20 protein-coding genes and 1 tRNA gene are annotated in these 18,137 nt (G+C 67.8%); 19 read left to right on the forward strand and 2 right to left on the reverse strand.

The window, feature by feature from the left end; all coding sequences use genetic code 11:
* Window positions 1–186 precede the first annotated feature (186 nt).
* The 12 genes from RZE77_RS07425 to RZE77_RS07480 are packed head-to-tail and all read left to right on the forward strand — an operon-like array spanning window position 187 to window position 12,152.
* Entirely contained in the window at window positions 187–1,332 is a 1,146-nt protein-coding gene (locus tag RZE77_RS07425) for an ABC transporter substrate-binding protein (protein WP_319441303.1), read from the forward strand.
* Window positions 1,333–1,372: 40 nt separating this feature from the next.
* A complete protein-coding gene (locus tag RZE77_RS07430; RefSeq protein ID WP_319441304.1) occupies window positions 1,373–2,698 on the forward strand; it encodes an aromatic ring-hydroxylating dioxygenase subunit alpha in 1,326 nt (441 codons plus the stop codon).
* Complete coding sequence (locus RZE77_RS07435; RefSeq protein ID WP_319441305.1) at window positions 2,695–3,162, forward strand: aromatic-ring-hydroxylating dioxygenase subunit beta; 468 nt, start codon at window positions 2,695–2,697, stop codon at window positions 3,160–3,162. Before RZE77_RS07430 ends, RZE77_RS07435 begins: the two co-directional genes overlap by 4 nt.
* 40 nt (window positions 3,163–3,202) lie before the next feature.
* Window positions 3,203–4,366: an ABC transporter substrate-binding protein gene (locus tag RZE77_RS07440; RefSeq protein WP_319441306.1), complete on the forward strand. Its 1,164-nt coding sequence runs from the start codon at window positions 3,203–3,205 to the stop codon at window positions 4,364–4,366.
* A 43-nt stretch (window positions 4,367–4,409) separates the two neighbouring features.
* Window positions 4,410–5,465: a branched-chain amino acid ABC transporter permease gene (locus tag RZE77_RS07445; protein ID WP_124957068.1), complete on the forward strand. Its 1,056-nt coding sequence runs from the start codon at window positions 4,410–4,412 to the stop codon at window positions 5,463–5,465.
* Entirely contained in the window at window positions 5,462–7,249 is a 1,788-nt protein-coding gene (locus RZE77_RS07450; protein ID WP_319441307.1) for a branched-chain amino acid ABC transporter ATP-binding protein/permease, read from the forward strand. Before RZE77_RS07445 ends, RZE77_RS07450 begins: the two co-directional genes overlap by 4 nt.
* Window positions 7,246–7,977 carry an ABC transporter ATP-binding protein gene (locus RZE77_RS07455; protein WP_047785234.1) on the forward strand — a complete coding sequence of 244 codons (732 nt, stop codon included), beginning with the start codon at window positions 7,246–7,248 and terminating at the stop codon, window positions 7,975–7,977. The genes RZE77_RS07450 and RZE77_RS07455 overlap by 4 nt, the downstream gene beginning before the upstream one ends.
* Window positions 7,967–9,571 carry an ATP-dependent acyl-CoA ligase gene (locus RZE77_RS07460; RefSeq protein ID WP_319441308.1) on the forward strand — a complete coding sequence of 535 codons (1,605 nt, stop codon included), beginning with the start codon at window positions 7,967–7,969 and terminating at the stop codon, window positions 9,569–9,571. The genes RZE77_RS07455 and RZE77_RS07460 overlap by 11 nt, the downstream gene beginning before the upstream one ends.
* Window positions 9,568–10,338 carry an SDR family NAD(P)-dependent oxidoreductase gene (locus RZE77_RS07465; protein WP_319441309.1) on the forward strand — a complete coding sequence of 257 codons (771 nt, stop codon included), beginning with the start codon at window positions 9,568–9,570 and terminating at the stop codon, window positions 10,336–10,338. Before RZE77_RS07460 ends, RZE77_RS07465 begins: the two co-directional genes overlap by 4 nt.
* Window positions 10,339–10,390: 52 nt before the next feature.
* On the forward strand, window positions 10,391–11,167 hold the full coding sequence (locus RZE77_RS07470) for an SDR family NAD(P)-dependent oxidoreductase (RefSeq protein WP_319441310.1): 777 nt from the start codon (window positions 10,391–10,393) through the stop codon (window positions 11,165–11,167).
* Window positions 11,167–11,694, forward strand: coding sequence for a MarR family winged helix-turn-helix transcriptional regulator (locus RZE77_RS07475; RefSeq protein WP_319441311.1), 528 nt, complete (start codon window positions 11,167–11,169; stop codon window positions 11,692–11,694). Before RZE77_RS07470 ends, RZE77_RS07475 begins: the two co-directional genes overlap by 1 nt.
* Window positions 11,694–12,152 carry an acyl-CoA thioesterase gene (locus RZE77_RS07480; RefSeq protein WP_319441312.1) on the forward strand — a complete coding sequence of 153 codons (459 nt, stop codon included), beginning with the start codon at window positions 11,694–11,696 and terminating at the stop codon, window positions 12,150–12,152. The genes RZE77_RS07475 and RZE77_RS07480 overlap by 1 nt, the downstream gene beginning before the upstream one ends.
* A 6-nt stretch (window positions 12,153–12,158) precedes the next feature.
* On the opposite strand, the gene RZE77_RS07485 is transcribed toward RZE77_RS07480, so the two are convergent.
* Complete coding sequence (locus tag RZE77_RS07485) at window positions 12,159–12,551, reverse strand: hypothetical protein (protein WP_319441313.1); 393 nt, start codon at window positions 12,549–12,551, stop codon at window positions 12,159–12,161.
* A 505-nt stretch (window positions 12,552–13,056) separates the two neighbouring features.
* Between RZE77_RS07485 and RZE77_RS07490 the strand changes: the two genes are divergently transcribed.
* Window positions 13,057–13,263, forward strand: coding sequence for a short-chain dehydrogenase (locus RZE77_RS07490; protein WP_319441314.1), 207 nt, complete (start codon window positions 13,057–13,059; stop codon window positions 13,261–13,263).
* A gap of 42 nt (window positions 13,264–13,305) precedes the next feature.
* The gene (locus tag RZE77_RS07495; protein ID WP_319441315.1) at window positions 13,306–13,716 is read left to right on the forward strand and encodes a hypothetical protein; all 411 of its coding nucleotides are present in this window, start codon (window positions 13,306–13,308) and stop codon (window positions 13,714–13,716) included.
* 75 nt (window positions 13,717–13,791) lie between these two features.
* On the opposite strand, the gene RZE77_RS07500 is transcribed toward RZE77_RS07495, so the two are convergent.
* Window positions 13,792–13,867, reverse strand: a tRNA-Lys gene (locus RZE77_RS07500).
* Between the two features lie 138 nt (window positions 13,868–14,005).
* On the opposite strand from RZE77_RS07500, the gene RZE77_RS07505 reads away from it, so the two are divergent.
* The 5 genes from RZE77_RS07505 (at window position 14,006) to RZE77_RS07525 (ending at window position 18,126) form a co-directional block, all read left to right on the forward strand.
* Window positions 14,006–14,713 (forward strand): SDR family oxidoreductase, encoded by a 708-nt coding sequence (locus RZE77_RS07505; protein WP_319441316.1) that lies wholly within the window; start codon window positions 14,006–14,008, stop codon window positions 14,711–14,713.
* A gap of 257 nt (window positions 14,714–14,970) precedes the next feature.
* Complete coding sequence (locus tag RZE77_RS07510) at window positions 14,971–15,117, forward strand: hypothetical protein (RefSeq protein WP_319441317.1); 147 nt, start codon at window positions 14,971–14,973, stop codon at window positions 15,115–15,117.
* Between the two features lie 10 nt (window positions 15,118–15,127).
* Window positions 15,128–15,712 (forward strand): A24 family peptidase, encoded by a 585-nt coding sequence (locus RZE77_RS07515; protein WP_319441318.1) that lies wholly within the window; start codon window positions 15,128–15,130, stop codon window positions 15,710–15,712.
* Between the two features lie 42 nt (window positions 15,713–15,754).
* Window positions 15,755–16,597 carry a Flp pilus assembly protein CpaB gene (gene cpaB, locus RZE77_RS07520; RefSeq protein ID WP_319441319.1) on the forward strand — a complete coding sequence of 281 codons (843 nt, stop codon included), beginning with the start codon at window positions 15,755–15,757 and terminating at the stop codon, window positions 16,595–16,597.
* Window positions 16,598–16,620: 23 nt separating this feature from the next.
* The gene (locus tag RZE77_RS07525; protein ID WP_319441320.1) at window positions 16,621–18,126 is read left to right on the forward strand and encodes a type II and III secretion system protein family protein; all 1,506 of its coding nucleotides are present in this window, start codon (window positions 16,621–16,623) and stop codon (window positions 18,124–18,126) included.
* Window positions 18,127–18,137: the final 11 nt, after the last annotated feature.

The following is an 18,137-nucleotide window of genomic DNA, read 5'->3' on the forward strand; positions in this document are numbered from 1 at the left end:
TGCGGAGCGGTCGTTGATCAGCGATGCACAACGAGCGTGCCCTCGTGCACAGGGCATCGGGTGCTCCCCGCAGCGAAATCAAGGAGGAGGGGGCGCAGCCCCCGGGGGACATTCGCGGAGGGGAGTGCCCGGTGGCCTGTGCACACGCCCTGAACAGCAGCGCAAAACAACCTTGGAGCACCAACAATGAAACAGAACCTGACCCGAATCCTGGCACTCACTGCAGCAGCGTTCGCGACCGCACAAGCCATGGCGGCCGACCTCAAGATCGGTTTCATCAGCTCGCTCTCGGGTCCGGTCGCGGCCTTGGGCGTGCCGTACGAGAAGGGCATTCGCGCCGCCATTGCCGAGCATCCCGAAATCGGCGGCCGCAAGGTCCAGCTGATCGTGCTCGACGACGCCTCCGATCCCACCACCGCCGGGCGCAATGCGCGCAAGCTCGTGGTGGAAGACAAGGTCGACGTGCTGATCGGCACTTCGGGCGTGCCGGGCGCGATGGCCATTGCCTCCGTGGCGCGCGAACTCAACACGCCGCTGATCTCGCCCACGCCCGTCACCATCCCCGGCCCCGAAGGCGCGTGGACCGTCACCGTGTCGCAGCCCTTCCAGCTCATGGTCGCGGGCGTGGTCGAGCGCATGCAGAAGTCCGGCGTGAAGACCGTGGCCTTCATCGGTTTTTCCGATGCGCTGGGCGACCTGGCCTACGACTCGCTCGTGAAGAGCGCCGACAAGGCCGGCATCAAGGTGGTGGCGAACGAGCGCTATGCGCGCAGCGACTCGTCGGTGGCTGGGCAGGTGCTCAAGATCGTCGCGCAGCGGCCCGATGCGGTGTTTGCCGGCAACTCGGGCACGCCCGGCGCGCTGCCGTACCTCGCGCTCGCCGAGCGCGGCTACAAGGGAAAGATCTACGGCACGCACGGCCTCATCAACGCCGACTTCGTGCGCGTGGGCGGCGCCTCCATCGAGGGCTTGCAGGTGCCCAGCGGCCCCGTGCTGGTGGCCGACCAGCTGCCCGACAGCAACCCGATCAAGAAAGTGTCGATGGGCTTTCGCAGCGCCTACCAGAAGGTGAACGGCGCGGTGCCGACCGATGCCTTCTCGTCCTACACCTACGACGCCTACCTGCTGCTGGCCGATGCAGCCTCGCGCACCAAGGGCGAGCCGGGCACGCCGCAGTACCGCAGCGCGCTGCGCGATGCCATCGTGGCTACCCGCGAATTGGTGGGTACGCACGGCATCTACACCTTCAAGCCCGACGAGCGCTACGGCTCCGACCAGCGCGGCGTGGTGATCGTGCAGATGAGCAAGGGCCAATGGAAGCTCGTGCCCTGAGCGCGCGCTGAACCGACACAGACCGACCGAGCCCACGCCGATGACCAGCTACCGCCATCATCCGGACCGCATCGCCGCGCTCGTGCAGGACGACCGCGTGCACCGCGACCTGTACCTGAGCGAGGAGATCTTCGCGCTCGAACAGGAGCACCTGTTCGCGAACACCTGGGTCTATCTCGGGCATGCGAGCCAGGTGCCGGAGCCGGGCGATTTCGTGGCGCAGGAGATTGCGGGCCGGCCGCTCCTGATGGTGCGCCAGCCCGACGGCGGGGTGCATGTCATGTACAACCGCTGCGCCCACAAGGGCACGCAGCTCGTGACCGACGAATGCGGCAACACCGGCCGCTTCTTCCGCTGCCCCTACCACGCCTGGACCTACAAGCTCGACGGTGCACCGCTCGGCCTGCCGCTGAAGAACGGCTACGAAGGCACCCAGCTCAAGGCCTGCGAGTCGGGCCGGGGGCTCTCGGTGGTGAAGCACGTGAAGGTCTACCGCGACTTCGTCTTCGTGCGGCTCGCGGACAGCGGCCCCTCGTTCGAGGACTACTTCGGCGAGGTGCTCGGCGCCATCGACAACATGGTCGACCGCTCGCCCGAGGGGAGGCTCAGCGTGGGTGGCGGCGTGCTGCGCAACATCGTCCACTGCAACTGGAAGATGTACCTCGAGAACATCAACGACACGGTGCATCCGATGTCGACGCACGAATCGGCCACCAAGGCGGCCGAGGCGCTGTGGGAGGGCCATGCGCCCACCGATCCCAAGCCGATGGCGATGGAGCAGATCCTGCCCTTCGGCTCCGGCTACGAATTCTTCGACAAGATGGGCGGGCGCGTGTTTGCCAACGGCCACAGCGTGCTGGGCGTGAACTTCAGCATCCACTCCAACTACGCACAGCTGCCCGAGTACGAGGCTGCGATGCGCGCCGCGCACGGCGAAGAGCGCGCGGCCGAGATCCTGCAGCGCTCGCCGCAGAACTCGGTCTTCTATCCGAGCCTGTCGGTCAAGGGCTCGCCGCAGGCCATCCGCGTGATCCGCCCGCTGGCCGCGAACCGCACGCTCGTCGAAGCCTGGAGCTTCCGCGCGGCGGGTGCGCCCGAACTGCTGTTCGAGCGCGCGATGAGCTACAACCGGCTCGTGTTCTCGCCGATGTCGGTGGTTGCGCATGATGACGTGCATCTGTTCGAGAGCATCCAGCAGGGCCTGCGCGCGGGGGGCAACGAATGGGTGAGCCTCCACCGCAATTTCGACGCGGCCGAACTCGCGCAATCGACCCTCACCACCAACGGCACGAATGAACTGCTCATGCGCAACCAGTTCCGCGCCTGGGCGAAGTCGATGGTGGCGGGCATGGAGACGGCGGCATGAAGGACGATCCGCGCGATTTCGTCGCCCACGAGGCCGCCTTGCTCGACGAGCGGCGCTTCGACGACTGGCTGGCGCTCTTCACCGAGGACGGCCACTACTGGATACCGCTGCTCGGCGCCGCGCAGGCCGACCCGTTCTCGCACAACTCGCTGGCCTACGAAGACCGGCTGCTGCTGCAGCTGCGTGTGGATCGCCTGAAGAACCCGCGTGCCCATTCGCAGCATCCCGCGAGCCACAGCCAGCATGTGCTGCAGCCTTCGCGCATCGAGGAAGAGACGAGCGACGCGGTGCGCCTGCGCACGCCTTTCCTCTACACCGAGGCGCGCGGCGAATCGCAGATCCTGCTGACCGGCACCGCCCGCCATCACCTCGTGCGCGCGCCCACGGGTTGGGCCATCCGCGAGAAGCGCATCGATCTGCTCAACGCCGCGCGTGCATTGCCCGCAATCCAGTTGTTCATCTGAGTTTCCCGTTCATTCCATCCATCCTCACCGGAGCTACGACATGAAGAGCCTGATGCTGACCTTGACGCGCGGTGCCATCGCCGCGGCGCTGACCGCCTGTGGTGTTGCGAGCGTGCTGGCGGCCGACCTCAAGGTCGGCCTGAGCGTGTCGCTGTCGGGGCCGAACTCCTCGCTGGGCGTGCCCTATGCCAAGGGCATGCAGGCCGCGCTGGCCTACAAGCCCGAGATCAACGGCCGCAAGGTGCAGCTCATCGTGCTGGACGACGGCTCCGACCCGACCACGGCCGGGCGCAATGCGCGCAAGCTGATCGAGGAGGACAAGGTCGATGTGCTCATGGGCACATCGGGCGTGCCGGCCGCCATTGCCATGGCGCAGGTCGGCAAGGAAGCCAAGGTGCCGATGATCGGCCTCACGCCCATCCTGCTCGACGCGAACGAGAACCCGTGGGTCATGACGGTGGCGCAACCCACGCAGCTGATGATCGACGCGGTGGTCGAGCGCATGAAGCACAACAACGTCAAGACCGTGGGCTACATCGGCTTCACCGATGCCTGGGGCGACCTGGTCTACAACGCGCTGATGAAGGCCGCGCCCGAGGCCGGCATCAAGGTGGTGAGCAACGAGCGCTATGCGCGCGCCGATGCCTCGGTGACGGGGCAGGTGCTGAAGATCGTGGCGCTCAGGCCCGATGCGGTGATGACCGGTGGCGCCGGCACGCCGGGCGCGCTGCCTTTCCTCGCGCTGCAGGATCGCGGCTACAAGGGTGGCGTGTACGGACAGCACGGGCTGATCAACCCCGACTTCGTGCGCGTGGTCGGCGCCTCGGGGCAGAACGCGCTGATGCCCACCGGCCCGGTGATCGTGGCCGAGCAGCTGCCCGACAGCCACCCGACCAAGAAGATCGCGACCGATTTCCGCGCCGTGTTCCAGAAGGTCAACAACGCGCCCACCAGCGATGCGTTCTCGGCCTATTCGTTCGACGGCTGGCTGGTGTTTGCCGATGCCGCTTCGCGCGCCATGAAGAAGGCGGAGCCGGGCACGGCCGAATTCCGCGTCGCGCTGCGCGATGCCATCTTCAGCACCAAGGAAGTGGTGGGCACGCACGGCGTCTACAGCTTCAAGCCGGGCAGCCTCTACGGCGTGGACGAACGCGCCCGCGTGATCGTCAAGCTCGACAACGGCCAATGGAAGCTCGCACCTTGAACCATTTCATTCCAACAACAACGATATTGCGAGGGGCTTTTCCATGACATGGGACGTGGCGCTGATTCTCGTCACCGATGGCCTGGCCAACGGTGCCGTCTATCTGCTGGCCGGGCTCGGGCTGGTGCTGATCTTTTCCGTCACGCGGGTGGTGTTCGTGCCGTTCGGCGACATCGCGGCCTTCGCGGCGCTGTCGCTTGCGGCCTTCGAGACCGGCCGCGTGCCGCCGACCATCGGCATGGTCGCCGTGCTTGCGGCACTCGCGCTGGCGACGGAAATCGGCAGCCTGCTGCGTCGCGGCGAGGCCGCGCGCATTCCCAAGGCGGTGCTGATGTGGGGCGTGCTGCCTGCGATTCCGTGCCTGCTGGCCTGGCTGGCGGCACGGCCCGGCGTGCCGGTGGCGGTGCACATCGCGGTGGCCGTGCTGCTGGTGGTGCCCATTGCGCCGCTGCTCGCGCGGGTGGTGTTCCAGCCGATCGCGGACGCCTCGGTGCTGGTGCTGCTGATCGTCTCGCTGGCGCTGCACTTTCTGCTGTCGGGCCTGGGCCTGCTGTTCTTCGGCCCTGAAGGCTCGCGCACCACGCCGCTCACCAGCGCCGTGTTCACGCTGGGCGACGGCTTCACGGTCAGCGGCCAGGTGGTGCTGATGGTGGGGGCGGCCATCGTGCTGAGCGGGCTGTTCTTCCTGGTGTTCGAGCGCACGGTGGCGGGCAAGGCGCTGCGCGCCACGGCCGTCAACCGCGTGGGTGCGCGGCTGGTCGGCATCCGGCCGGTGCGCACGGCGCTGCTGGCCTATGGCTGCGCCTCGCTGCTGGCCGGGCTCATCGGCGTGCTGATCGCGCCGGTGACCACCATGTACTACGACTCGGGCTTCATCATCGGCCTTAAGGCCTTCGTGGCCGCGATCATCGGCGGGCTCGTGAGCTACCCGATGACGGCCGTGGGCGCGCTCGCCGTGGGCGTGGTGGAAAGCTTTGCCTCGTTCTGGAGCGGAGCGCTGAAGGACGTGATCGTGTTCAGCCTGCTGATCCCGGTGCTGATGCTCAGGTCGTTCATGGCGGCCCATGCCGAAGAAGAAGAAGACGAGGTGGACCAATGAACGCGAACTCCAAACGCATGGCATGGATCGCGGCGGTGGTCGCCGTGCTGGCCCTGGTGCCGGCGGTGGCGGGCAGCTTCACGGTCTCGCTGCTCAACGACATCGGCATCGGCGCGCTGGTGGCGCTCGGGCTGGTGCTGCTCACCGGCGTCGGCGGTGCGACCTCGTTCGGGCAGGCGGCCTTCGTGGGCATTGCGGCCTACGCCACGGCCTGGCTCACCACCACGCAGGGCATGTCGCCATGGATCGGCCTCTTGTTCGCGCTGCTGCTCACGGGCCTGTCGGCGCTGGCCATCGGCATGCTGACGCTGCGGCTGGGCGGGCACTTCCTGCCGCTCAGCACCATCGCCTGGGGTCTGTCGATCGCGATGCTGTTCGGCAACGTCGACGCGCTCGGGCGCCACACGGGCCTGTCGAACATTCCGGCGCTGCAGATCGCGGGCTGGTCGCTGGCCGATCCGCGTTCGATGTACTACCTGATCTGGGTGGTGGTCGGGTTGGCCTGCCTGTTCAGCCATAACCTGCTGCAGTCGCGGCCGGGGCGCGCGATCCGCGGGCTGCGCGGCGGTGCCACGCTGCTCGCGAGCGTGGGGGCCGACGCCTACCGCGTGCGGCTCACGCTGTTCGTCACGGCCGCGCTCTTCGCGGGGCTGGCGGGCTGGCTTTATGCGCACATGAACCGCTTCGTGAGCCCTTCGCCCTTCGACGTGCGCGCCAGCATCGAATACCTGCTGATGGCGGTGGCCGGCGGGCTCGGGCAGCTGGCCGGCGCGCTGGTGGGCGCCGCCTTGGTGCTGGTGCTCAAGAACGGCCTGCAGGACGTGCTGCCGATGCTCACGCAGCGTGCCGGCCAGCTGGAAGCCGTGGCCTTCGCGACGCTCTTCATCTTGCTGCTGCACTTCGCGCGGGGCGGCCTCATGGGCCTGCTGCGGCGCTGGACGCGCCGCCGCGCCGGCACCCAAGCTGCCTCGCGCCACGAAGCGCCCGCGGTCGATCCGCTGCCGCACAGGCAGCTGCCCGCGCGCGGTACGCAGGTGCTGTCGGTGAGCGGCGCGGTCAAGCGCTTCGGCGGGCTGGTGGCGGTCAACGACGTGAGCTTCGAGGTGAACGCGGGCGAGATCGTCGGCCTGATCGGGCCCAACGGCGCGGGCAAGTCGACCATGTTCAACCTGCTGACCTGCACGCTGCCGATGAGCGCGGGCCAGGTGCGCTTTCTCGACCATGACATCGCCGGCATGCCGCAGCGGCAGGTGGCGCGGCTGGGCCTTGCGCGCACCTTCCAGCACGTGAAGCTCAGGCCGCACATGAGCCTGCTCGACAACGTGGCGCTGGGCGCGCATTCGCGCACGCGCTCGGGCATCCTGAAGGCGGGCCTGCGCCTGGACCGCAAGGAAGAGATGCAGATCCTGCAGGAAGCGCAGCGCCAGCTCGACCGCATCGGCCTGGGCGACCGCGCCCACGAGCTCGCGGGCAGCTTGCCGCTGGGCACGCAGCGCATCCTGGAAATCGCACGTGCGTTGGCTGCCGACCCGGTGCTGCTGGTGCTCGACGAGCCCGCGGCGGGCCTGCGCCGCAAGGAAAAGATGGCGCTCGGCGACCTGCTGCGCAAGCTGCGCGAGGAGGGCGTGACCATCCTCATCGTCGAGCACGACATGGACTTCGTGATGAAACTGGTGGACCGTTTGGTGGTGATGAACTTCGGCTCCAAGCTCGTGGAGGGCGTGCCGTCGGCGGTGCGCGCCGACGAGCGCGTGCAGGCGGCTTACCTGGGGAGCGTTGTATGACCGCGATGCTGGAGATTGGCGACTTGCATGTGTCCTACGGGCAGGTGGAGGCGGTGCGCGGCGTGTCGCTCGACCTGCAGCCGGGCCAGATCATCTCGGTGATCGGGCCGAACGGCGCGGGCAAGACCACGCTGCTCGCGGCCGCCATGGGGCTGCTGCCCTGCAAGGGCACGCTGCGCTTCGAAGGCGAGGATCTGCAGGGCCTCGACGTGGAGGCGCGCGTGGAGCGCGGCCTGTGCCTGGTGCCCGAGAAGCGCGAGCTGTTCGGCGAACTCACCGTGCTCGACAACCTGCAGCTCGGCGCCTATGCCAAGCGGCTGCGCAGCGATGCGATGAAGCGCCAGCTGCAATCGGTGTACGACCGCTTTCCGCGCCTGGCCGAGCGCCGCTCGCAGCGCGCCGACACGCTCTCGGGCGGCGAGCGGCAAATGCTCGCGGTGGGCCGCGCCCTGATGTCCGCGCCGCGCCTGCTGATGCTCGACGAGCCCAGCCTCGGGCTTGCGCCGCTGATCGTGCGCGATATTCTTTCCATCGTGCGCAAACTGCGCGAGGACGGTGTCTCGATCCTGCTGGTGGAGCAGAACGCGCGCGCCGCGCTCGAGACCTCGGACCACGGCTACGTGCTGGAAACCGGCGAGATCGCGCTGTCGGGTGCATCGGGCGAACTCGCGAGCGATCCGCGGGTGCAGGCCACCTACCTCGGTGGAGGCACGCACGATGACGAGTGAAGCGCGCGCGCTGCCGCCGGGCCAGCGCACGCTGCCCGCGATGCTGCAGCGGCAGTCGGAACGCTTCGCCGGGCGCCCGTTGCTGCGTATCGCGGGCGGTCAGTGGACGCATGGCGACGCCGCTCAGGCGGCTGCGGTGCGTGCCGGCGCGCTGGCAGAGGCCGGCGTGGCGCGCGGCGACCGCATCGCGGTGATGTGCGGCAACCGCATCGAGTTTCTCGAAACCTTTCTCGGTGCGGGCTGGCTCGGCGCATCGGTGGTGCCGGTCAACACCGCGTCGATGGGGCCGCAGATCGAATACTTCCTTGCCAACAGCGAGGCGAAGCTGCTGGTGATCGAGGCGGGCTTTCTCGAACGGCTGAAGGCGGCCGACCTGGGGCGCACCTCCCTGCGCGAGCTCTGGATCGTCGGCCAGGCGCCCGCATCATGGACGCCGCCCGCAGGCGTCCGCGCCTCCAGCTACCCGGAAGGCGCGCAGGCCATCGCACCCGCCGCGGTGCAGCCCGGCGATCCGCTCGCCATCCTGTACACCTCCGGTACCACCGGCCCGGCCAAGGGCGTGGTCTGTCCGCATGCGCAGTATTTCTGGTGGGGCGTGAACAGCGCCGAAGTGCTCGGCGTTGGCCGCGACGACGTGCTGTGCACCACGCTGCCGCTCTTTCACATCAACGCGCTCAACACCTTCGCGCAGGCCGCGCTGACCGGGGCCGAGGTGGTGTTCGAATCGCGCTTCTCGGCATCGGGCTTCTGGCCGTCGATGCGCGCCAACGGTGCGACGGTGGTCTACCTGCTGGGTGCGATGGTGCCGATCCTGCTTGCCCAGCCCGAGGGCGATGGCGAGCGCGACCACCGCGTGCGCATCGGGCTCGGGCCGGGCGTGCCCTCGGCCGCCGGGCAGGCCTTCAGGGCGCGCACTGGCGTGGCGCTGCTCGAAGGCTATGGGTCGACCGAGACCAACTTCGCGATTGCCACTGCGCCGGATTCGCCGCGCGGCGGCGTCATGGGCTGGCTGCGTCCCGGCTTCCAGGCGCGTGTGGCAGACGAAGGCGATGTGGAACTGCCGGCAGGCGAGGCCGGCGAACTGCTGCTGCGCGCGGAAGAGCCCCACGCCTTTGCGAGCGGCTACTTCAACATGCCCGAGCAGACGGTCGAGGCTTGGCGCAACCTGTGGTTCCATACTGGCGACCGCGTGGTGCGCGATGCCGATGGCGCCTTTCGCTTTGTCGACCGCATCAAGGATGCGATCCGCAGGCGCGGCGAAAACATCTCGTCCTTCGAAGTCGAGCAGGTGCTGCTGAGCCACCCCGGCGTGGCTTCGTGCGCCGTGTACCCGGTGCAGTCCGAACTGGCCGAGGACGAGGTGATGGCCGCGCTGGTGCCGCGCGAGGGCCAGCGCATCGACCCGGCCGAACTGGCGCGCTTCTGCGAGAGCCGCCTGCCGTACTTCGCGGTGCCGCGCTACATCGACGTGCTGGCCGACCTGCCGCGCACCGAAAACGGCAAGGTGCAGAAGTTCAAGCTGCGCGAGCGCGGCGTCGGCGAACAGACCTGGGACGGGCGGCTTGCCGTTCGTCCCGCGGCAAAGACGGCATGAGTTCCGCGCCGCCACCGCTTGCCGGCCAGGCCGCGTTCGTGACCGGCGCGGGGCAGGGCCTGGGTGCCGCCATTGCGCGCGGGTTGGCTGAAGCGGGTGCGCGCGTGGTGCTTGCGGACATCGACACAGGCAGTGCCGAATCGGCGGCCGCGGGCCTGCGCGCCGCGGGCGCCGCGGGCGCCGATTGCATCGCAATGGAACTCGACGTGCGCAGCGAGCCGGCGTTCGCGCGCTGCTTCGAGGCGGCAGTGGCCCGCTTCGGCGCCATCGACGTGCTGGTCAACAACGCCGCGCGCACGCCGTTTATTTCGCTCTGGGACATCACGCCCGACGAGTGGGACGACGTGCTGGCCGTCAACCTGCGCGGCAGCTTCTTCGGCTGCCGCATTGCCGGGCGGCACATGCGCGAGCGCGGGTCCGGGCGCATCGTCAACCTGGCGTCGTTGGCGGGCCAGCAGCCCAGTGCCGCGACCGGCGTGCACTATGCGGCCAGCAAGGCGGCGCTGCTGGCACTGACGCGCAGCTTCGCGCAGGAACTCGCGCCGCATGGCGTCACGGTGAACGCACTGGCCCCGGCAGCGGTTCGCAGCCCCGCGCTCGATGCATTGGACCCGGCGCGGCAGCAGGCGGTGAAGGCCGCCATTCCGCTCGGCCGCTTCGGCGAGGCCGAAGAGGTGGCGGCCGCCGTCGTCTACCTCGCGTCGCCCGCGGCCGCCTTCATGACGGGCGCCACGCTGGACCTCAACGGCGGCCGTTTCATGCGCTGAACAGGCGATGCGCCGTACACGCTAAAATAGTTCAGAACTAAACAATTCAGGTATGCACGCAAATTCATTGACCGGCCGCCATGCCCTCGTCACCGGCGCCGCGCGCGGCATCGGGGCCGAGATCGCCCGCACCCTGGCTGCGGAGGGCGCAACGCTCACGCTGTTGGGGCGCGACCTCGATGCGCTACAGCGCGTGGCCGCGACGCTCGCGGGCCAGGGCCACGGCGTGGCCGCGGCCGACGTGGCCGACGCGCAGGCCGTGCAGTCGGCCTTTGCGCTGGCGCGTGCCGAACGCGGGCCGCTCGCCATCCTCGTCAACAACGCGGGCGCGGCCGAGAGCGCGCCCTTTCTCAAGACCTCGGCCGAACTCTGGCAGCGCATGCTGTCGGTGAACCTCACCGGCACATTCCTGTGCACGCAGGCCGCGCTGCCCGACATGCTCGAAGCCGGCTGGGGCCGCATCGTCAACATCGCCAGCACCGCGGGCCAGAAGGGCTATGCCTACGTCGCGGCCTATGCGGCGGCCAAGCATGGCGTGGTCGGGCTCACGCGCTCGCTCGCGCTCGAGGTGGCGCGCAAGGGCGTCACGGTGAACGCGGTGTGCCCCGGCTACACCGACACCGACATCCTGCGCGCGAGCGTTGCCAACGTGGTGGGCAAGACCGGCCGCAGCGAAGCCGATGCGCTGGCCGAGTTCTCCAGCGCCAATCCGCAGCGCCGCATCGTGCAGCCCGCCGAGGTGGCCGACGCGGTGCGCTGGCTTTGCGGGGAGGGCGCCGCATCCGTCACCGGGCAGTCGGTCTCGGTCTCGGGCGGGGAGGTGATGTGATGCGCAACGACGCCTCGCATGCCGCGCTCAGCGATGCCGAAGAGCTCGGCCACGAGGCCCGCGCCGGCCGCGAAGACCACGCCATGCTCAGGCTGTGGCTGCGCATGCTCGCCAGCACCACGCAGATCGAAGCCGAGATCCGGCGCCGGCTGCGCGAACGCTTCGGCATCTCGCTGGCGCGCTTCGACTACATGGCCCAGCTCTACCGCTATGAAGAGGGCCTGAAGATGCGCGTGCTGTCGCGCTACCTGATGGTGACCGGCGGCAACGTCACGGGCCTGACTGACGAGCTGGAGCGTGACGGCCTGGTGGCGCGCGCCCACAGCCCCGACGACCGCCGCTCGTGGATCGTGAGCCTCACGCCCAAGGGCCGCGCGAGCTTCGAGACCATGGCCAAGGAACACGAACAATGGATCCTCGAGATGTTCTCGGGCCTCGACATGAAGACCGTCAGGCAGATGCATGCCCAGCTCGGCCAGCTGCGCGTGCACGTGATGCGCAGCGAGCCTGCGGGCGAGGAGGACTGATGGCGACGAGCACAGGCGAAACCGAAGCACCCCAGGCGGAGTTCCAGCGCGCACGGATGATCCGCTTTTCCGATTGCGACCCGGCGGGCATCGTCTTCTATCCGCAGTACTTCATCATGCTCAACGGCCTGGTGGAAGATTGGGTGAGCGAAGGGCTCGGCATCGGCTACCACGCGCTTATCGCCGAGCGGCGCATCGGCCTGCCCACGGTGCGGCTCGAGGCCGACTTCCGCGCCGTAAGCCGCATGGGCGACCGCGTCACGCTGGGCCTTGCGGTAGAGCGGCTGGGCTCGCGCTCCATGACGCTCGTGCTGCGCTGCTTCGATCCCGCCAGCGGCGAACTGCGCATGCAGGTCAAGCAGGTACTCGTGACCACCTCGCTCGAGAGCCATCGCGCCGTGGAAATTCCGCAAGACCTGCGCACCGCCATCCTGCGCGGCGCGCCCTCGCTCGCCTGAAAAGAATCAAGGCGGCGGCTCGTCGCCGGGCGGGCGCGCCGCACGCTGCTTGAGCCAGCCGCTGAGTTCCCTTTTTCCCTTGGCGTTGGCCTGCCGCCAGGCCTCGCGCGCGGCCGCGATGAAGCGCTCTTCCGCCGCATCGGGCACTTCGGAGGGACGGTCTTCCTTGTCGAGCCAGCCCGCCTCCACCTCGCAGTGCTGCTCGATCTGCCGCGCCAGGTTGTCACCGATCGGGCGGGAGCTCTTGATCTGGCTCCACATGCTGGGCGAGATTTCGATCTTCCCGGCAAAGGCCTGGTCCAGTCCCTTGGCGGGCAGGCCGGCTGCAATGGCCCCTTCGAGAAAGCGGCGGTGCAGCGCAAGAACATTGCGGCGACGCGCGACGGTGATATTGGGCACTGTTTGAAAACAACAACAACGAGACAGAGAAAGATTGTCCCGGTTGTTGACGCTCCCGTAAACACTATTTACAGTTCGGCTCATTCGCGGTTTCGGCCGCACAAAGAAGAAAACTTCAACCAGGAACCATCGTGACCCCCACCGCACTGAACCTCACCAGCATTCGACCCGCTTCGGGCCGATCGCTCGTGCGCGTTGCAGCGTTCAAAGGTCAGATGCCCCCGGGTGGAGGTTGCGCTTAAAGCGCACTTCCCAAGCTCTCTTCACCAGAGGCCCGGACACCGCAAGGTTCCGGGCCTTTTTTGTTTTTTTGGTTTTGCCATTTCGGGTGTGCCTTCGCCACACCGCCAGTTTCCAGCCGCGTGGACGGCCTGGCGGGATGTGCAGGAAAGTGGACCGTTCCTGTGCAGCGACGTCGTACGGGGCAGCACCCCAGGGTGCTGTCCGTCGCGCGAGGACACAACCGAAATGGAGAAACCCCGCGTCATCAACCCAAGGAGCCACCATGCGCAAGCGCAGCAACACCCCCATCCGGATGATCGCGGTCCGTCCGGCGCAGCCGCGCCGCCGCATGGCGTGGGCGCTCGCGCAGCGCCTGGGCATCGGTGCGGCGGCCGGGCAGGGCGCAGCGGCGCCTTCGCTTGCGCCAACGGACCGCAGCCTTGAATATCCCGACCTCGACCAGCGCGTGCGCGAGGTCGGCGAGTGGTAGTGCTGCAAGGCATCGATATGAACATGAAGGAGTGAGTGCCGCATGGACAACAAGCAAGCCATCATCGAAAGCCTTGAGCGGGCATTGGAAAGCTGGGTGCGCCATGCCAGCGCCGCCCAGCTCTGGCAGGTGCAGCAGCAAGGCGGCCTGGGGGCGTCCATCGCGGTGGAAGAAGACATCGTGCACGTCCGCATCGAACTCGGCGGCCCGCGCAATCCGCTGTCGGAACTGGGCCGCACCGATGGGCGCCTGCCCGTGACGGAAGCCTTTCTCGGCAACGGCGCCGCATCATGGGGCGCGCCGCCCCCGCACGGAGACCCAGCGCGCGAGGCCTGGTTTTTGTCGAACGAACTGGCTCAGGAACATGCGCGCCAGTACCTGCTGGCGGAGGTGCGGGAAAGGCGGGAAGTGCTGGCGCGGTTTGTCGAGGGCTGGCTGGACGGCGCGCTGTAGTGTTCCAGGGAGGCCAATGAAAAAAGCCCGCTACCGGTGAGGTAGCGGGCTTTTCAGCGTTTCCGCGATGTTGGTTGGTGGGCCCTGAGTGACTCGAACACTCGACCTACGGATTAAGAGTCCGCTGCTCTACCAACTGAGCTAAGAGCCCTTGCACAAAACGTTTTGCGTTTTTTGGCAAGACCACAAGTATAGCGTAAAAATTCAGGGGCTCAACGATTTTGTGTGCGGCGGCGTTAGGATTCGCCATCATCGACGGGGCCGCGGTCCCTCCATCAGGAGATCTTCCATGACAGATACCACCACCATGTCCCATGTTGTGATCACCGGGGCCGCGGGCGCGCTGGGCCGTGCGGTGGTCCAGCATTTCCTCGAGCAGGGCGCGCGCCTGGCGCTGGTCGACCATCGTGCGGACCGCTTGGCCGAGGTCTTTCCGGGCCTGGACAATTCGCAGCACCTGCTGCTCGCGGGCGACGTGACCTCGGCGGCCGACATGTCGGAACTCGCGAGCCAGGCGCTCAAGGCCTTCGGCCGCATCGACGCGCTGGTCCACATTGCCGGCGGCTTCGAGATGGGCGAGGCCACGCACGCGCTCACGCGGGCGAGCTGGGACCGGATGATGAACCTCAACGCCTGGTCCTTCGTGGCGGTGACGCAGGCGGTGCTGCCCTCGATGATCGAGCACGGCGCCGGCCGCATCGTGGCGGTGACGGCCAAGGTGGCGGCGCGCGGCCTGCCGGCCATGGCGGCGTACATCGCGTCGAAGAGCGCGCTGCAGCGCCTGGTCGAGGCCATGGCCGCCGAGGCCGCCCCGCATGGCGTGGCCATCAACAGCGTGGCGCCCAGCGTGCTCGACACGCCGGCCAATCGGCAGGCCATGCCGGACGCCAATCCCGCCGGATGGGTGTCGACCGCCGTCGCGGCGCAGACCATCGGCTTTCTTGCGTCGCCCGCGGCCGCGGCGCTGCATGGCCAGCACCTGACGCTCGACACCTGAGCTGAAGCAACAGCAGCAGCAAGGGCCCTGGCGGCAACGCCAGGGCCTTTTTTTTCGCCCCTCCGCGCGCCGCTTCCGGGCAGGCGCTTTGTCATGGTTGCGGGCCAAGAGGGCGGGGCGCTTGTCTCCCTGGAAAAGGGGCGCACTGCTCATGTGCGCATGCGGCGCGATTTCTACAGTGACCCCACGGCAAAACGCTTCGGCCCGGCAAGGGGAAAGAAGCGGTGCCGGCCGACAAACATCACTGGGGAACACGCATGGAAACGCTCAACCTGCTGCCAAGAGGCTTCATGACCCTGCTGCGCGAGGACGCGGGCATGTCGTTCATGGAAGCCGCGCTCATCGGTTCGCTGGTGGTGGTTGTGTGCCTGCTCCTGCTGCTTGCCGTGCGGCGCAGCGCCTGAGGTCCGCGCCATGCAGGAATTCAACGCCGTCCTCGATCTGCTGACCATGCTGGCCTCGGACTTCCGCATGGGCGGGCTCTTCGTGCTGCTGGTGATGGCCGCGGTGAGCGACGTGCGCTTCTACCGCATTCCCAACTGGCTGACCTTCGGCGGCATGGTGTTCGCGATCGTCTACGGCACCTTCGCGGCGCGCACGCCGATGACAGGCGCGATGACTGCCCTGGGCGGCCTGGGTACCGGCCTCGCGATCATGCTGCCGTTCTATGTGCTGGGGATCATGGGCGCGGGCGACGTCAAGCTGATGGCGATGGTCGGCGCCTTTCTCGGCCCCTACCAGACGCTGCAGGCCATCCTGTTCACCTGCATTGCCGGGGGCTTTGCGGCCGTGGCGGTGGCCATTCACCGGCGCCGCCTGGGCCACATGCTGGCCAACGTCAAGGGTGCCGCGCAGGGCATCGTCGTCTCGGGCATTGCGGGCATACGGCCGAACGGAACGATCGACACGCGGCAATCCATCGGAAAGCTGCCTTACGGCATCTGCATTTGCGTGGGGACGATCGCACAGGTCCTGGCGCATCAGTTGGGCTTCGTCTAGCCCGTCCCATCCTTCATTCATCCATCCACGGCGGAGATTCGCATGAAAAACATCAAGGCGCTCGGGCTGCTTCTGCTGGCCCTCCTGACCGGCCTGGCGGCCGCGGTCTACGCAGCGGGCTGGGTTTCCCGACAAGGCGGGATCGCATCCAACAAGGTGGTGGTGGCCGCCGTCGACATCGAACTGGGCAGCCGGGTCAACCCGCAGATGCTGTCGCTGGTCGACTGGCCGAGCGGCTCGCTGCCGACCGGTTCGTTCAAGGACGCCAAGTCGCTCGAGGACCGCGTGGTCAAGGTCGGCGTGCTGCGCGGCGAGGCCATCCTGGAAGGCAAGCTCGCGCCGGTCGGCACCAAGGGCGGCCTCTCCGCCGTCATTGCCAGCGGCAAGCGCGCCATGACCGTGCGGGTCAACGACGTGGTGGGCGTGGCGGGCTTTGCACTGCCGGGCAACTACGTCGACGTGATGGTCAACGCGCAGCAGGACAAGAACCGCGGCGAAGAGAACCGCCAGATCAGCAAGACCGTGCTTGAAAAGGTGCTGGTGCTGGCAGTGGCGCAAGAAGCCAACCGCGACGACACCAAGCCGAAGGTGGTCAGCGCCGTGACGCTGGAGCTGTCGCTCGAAGATTCCGAAAAGCTCGACCTGGCACGCAGCGTGGGAACCCTCTCGCTGGTGCTGCGCAACCAGATGGACAAGACCACGGTCGCCACCGCAGGCATCACCAAGGGCCAGTTGTTCGGCGAGAAGGAAATCCTGCCGATCTCCACCACCGTGGCAGCGCGGCCGGCCCCTGCGCGAGTGCCGCGTACCGCCCCCGTGGTGCAGCGGCAATCCGAGTGCGTGGAAGTGATCCAGCACGCAGCCCGCTCGCTCACCTGCTTCTGATCACCCGCCTGGAGGAACCACAAGTGCAACATCTTTCTTCTTCATCCGCCTGGCTGCTGGCGGCGCTTACGACCCTGGCAGCGCCCGGGTTTGCGGCGGAGCCTGCAGCAGCCCCGGCTCCGGCCCTGACCCCGGTCGCGGCGCCATCGGCACCCGCGCCGGCCGCCGCACCCGCAATGCGCCGCTGCACGGCCATCATTCCGGACGACCAGCCCACCTACGCGGTGCTGGGCAAGTCGGTGGTCATTCCGCTCAAGGCACGCGTCGCGCGCATCGTGGTGAGCGGGCAGCCGCCGAGCAATGCCCCGGCAGCCGCGGCGCAGCCGGCACAGGCGCCCGCTGCGGCAAAGGGCTCAGGCGACGGCGTGGCCGATGTCGATGTGATGCTGCTCAGCCCCACCGATCTTTTCTTTCGCGGCCGCCAGGCTGGCTCGATGAACGTGGTGCTGCAGAACGCCGAGGGCACCTGCTTCATCAAGGACGTCATCGTCACGATCGACCCGGGCGCGCTGCAGTCCAAACTGGCCGAGCTGATGCCCGAAGAGAGTCGGATTCGTGTGCGCAGCGCCGAGAAGTCCATCGTGCTCACCGGCGAAGTGAGCGACGCGCTCAAGCTCGACGACGTGCTGACCCTGGCCTCGGCCTACGGCGCCGACGGCAAGAAGGTGGTGAATCTGCTGCGCGTCACGGCGCCGCAGCAGGTCATGCTCGAAGTGAAGATCGCCGAAGTCAGCAAGACACTGCTGGACCGGCTGGGCGCCCGTGTCGGCCTGCTTCGCACGGCCAGCGGCGGGCTCAACACCTATTCGCTGATCTCCGATTTCCTGAGCGGCGGGTCGGGCCTTGTCGAGGCGCTGCGGATCGGCCGCGCATCCATCGCCATCGATGGCCAGAAAGACGACGGCCTGGTGCGCATCCTAGCAGAGCCCAACATCATGTCCATCAGCGGGCAGCAGGCCAGCTTCCTGTCGGGCGGAAAGATCTTCATCCCCGTTTCGCAGAACTCCAACGGCCGCGCCGGCTCGACCATCACACTGGAAGAAAAAGAGTTTGGCATTGGCGTGAAGTTCACGCCCACCGTGCTCAACGGCGGACGGATCAATCTCAAGATGATCTCGGAGGTGTCGGACCTGTCGCAGACGGGATCTCCCTTCACCACCGTGGGCGGCGTGACGGCCGTGCTGCCTTCGCTGACGGTACGCCGTGCCGACACCACCGTGCAGCTCAACGACGGGCAGAGCTTCGTCATTGCGGGGCTCATCAAGAGCAACGTCACGGAGACCATCAAGCGCTACCCCGGCCTCGGCGAGGTCCCGGTGATGGGCGCGCTGTTCCGCAGCACCGAGTTCCAGAACGACCAGACCGAGCTGATGTTCGTGATCACGCCGCGCCTTGTTCGGCCGCTGGGCGAATCGCCTCGCGTTCCGACCGACAACCACGTCGTTCCGAGCCGCGCCGAGGTCTACCTGAACGGTGCCCTCGAAAGCAGCACCCCGGCCCCGGTCGCACCGGCCAGCAATCCCCTGTAAGGAGCATCACC

The organism is Variovorax sp. SPNA7, assembly GCF_033807855.1.
GTDB lineage: Bacteria > Pseudomonadota > Gammaproteobacteria > Burkholderiales > Burkholderiaceae_C > Variovorax > Variovorax beijingensis.

Bases quoted from the DNA above. Each gene is read 5' to 3' on its own strand.
- RZE77_RS07425 (WP_319441303.1), top strand. From the start codon at position 187: ATGAAACAGAACCTGACCCGAATCCTGGCACTCACTGCAGCAGCGTTC.
- RZE77_RS07430 (WP_319441304.1), top strand. From the start codon at position 1,373: ATGACCAGCTACCGCCATCATCCGGACCGCATCGCCGCGCTCGTGCAG.
- RZE77_RS07435 (WP_319441305.1), top strand. From the start codon at position 2,695: ATGAAGGACGATCCGCGCGATTTCGTCGCCCACGAGGCCGCCTTGCTC.
- RZE77_RS07440 (WP_319441306.1), top strand. From the start codon at position 3,203: ATGAAGAGCCTGATGCTGACCTTGACGCGCGGTGCCATCGCCGCGGCG.
- RZE77_RS07445 (WP_124957068.1), top strand. From the start codon at position 4,410: ATGACATGGGACGTGGCGCTGATTCTCGTCACCGATGGCCTGGCCAAC.
- RZE77_RS07450 (WP_319441307.1), top strand. From the start codon at position 5,462: ATGAACGCGAACTCCAAACGCATGGCATGGATCGCGGCGGTGGTCGCC.
- RZE77_RS07455 (WP_047785234.1), top strand. From the start codon at position 7,246: ATGACCGCGATGCTGGAGATTGGCGACTTGCATGTGTCCTACGGGCAG.
- RZE77_RS07460 (WP_319441308.1), top strand. From the start codon at position 7,967: ATGACGAGTGAAGCGCGCGCGCTGCCGCCGGGCCAGCGCACGCTGCCC.
- RZE77_RS07465 (WP_319441309.1), top strand. From the start codon at position 9,568: ATGAGTTCCGCGCCGCCACCGCTTGCCGGCCAGGCCGCGTTCGTGACC.
- RZE77_RS07470 (WP_319441310.1), top strand. From the start codon at position 10,391: ATGCACGCAAATTCATTGACCGGCCGCCATGCCCTCGTCACCGGCGCC.
- RZE77_RS07475 (WP_319441311.1), top strand. From the start codon at position 11,167: ATGCGCAACGACGCCTCGCATGCCGCGCTCAGCGATGCCGAAGAGCTC.
- RZE77_RS07480 (WP_319441312.1), top strand. From the start codon at position 11,694: ATGGCGACGAGCACAGGCGAAACCGAAGCACCCCAGGCGGAGTTCCAG.
- RZE77_RS07490 (WP_319441314.1), top strand. From the start codon at position 13,057: ATGCGCAAGCGCAGCAACACCCCCATCCGGATGATCGCGGTCCGTCCG.
- RZE77_RS07495 (WP_319441315.1), top strand. From the start codon at position 13,306: ATGGACAACAAGCAAGCCATCATCGAAAGCCTTGAGCGGGCATTGGAA.
- RZE77_RS07505 (WP_319441316.1), top strand. From the start codon at position 14,006: ATGACAGATACCACCACCATGTCCCATGTTGTGATCACCGGGGCCGCG.
- RZE77_RS07510 (WP_319441317.1), top strand. From the start codon at position 14,971: ATGGAAACGCTCAACCTGCTGCCAAGAGGCTTCATGACCCTGCTGCGC.
- RZE77_RS07515 (WP_319441318.1), top strand. From the start codon at position 15,128: ATGCAGGAATTCAACGCCGTCCTCGATCTGCTGACCATGCTGGCCTCG.
- cpaB (WP_319441319.1), top strand. From the start codon at position 15,755: ATGAAAAACATCAAGGCGCTCGGGCTGCTTCTGCTGGCCCTCCTGACC.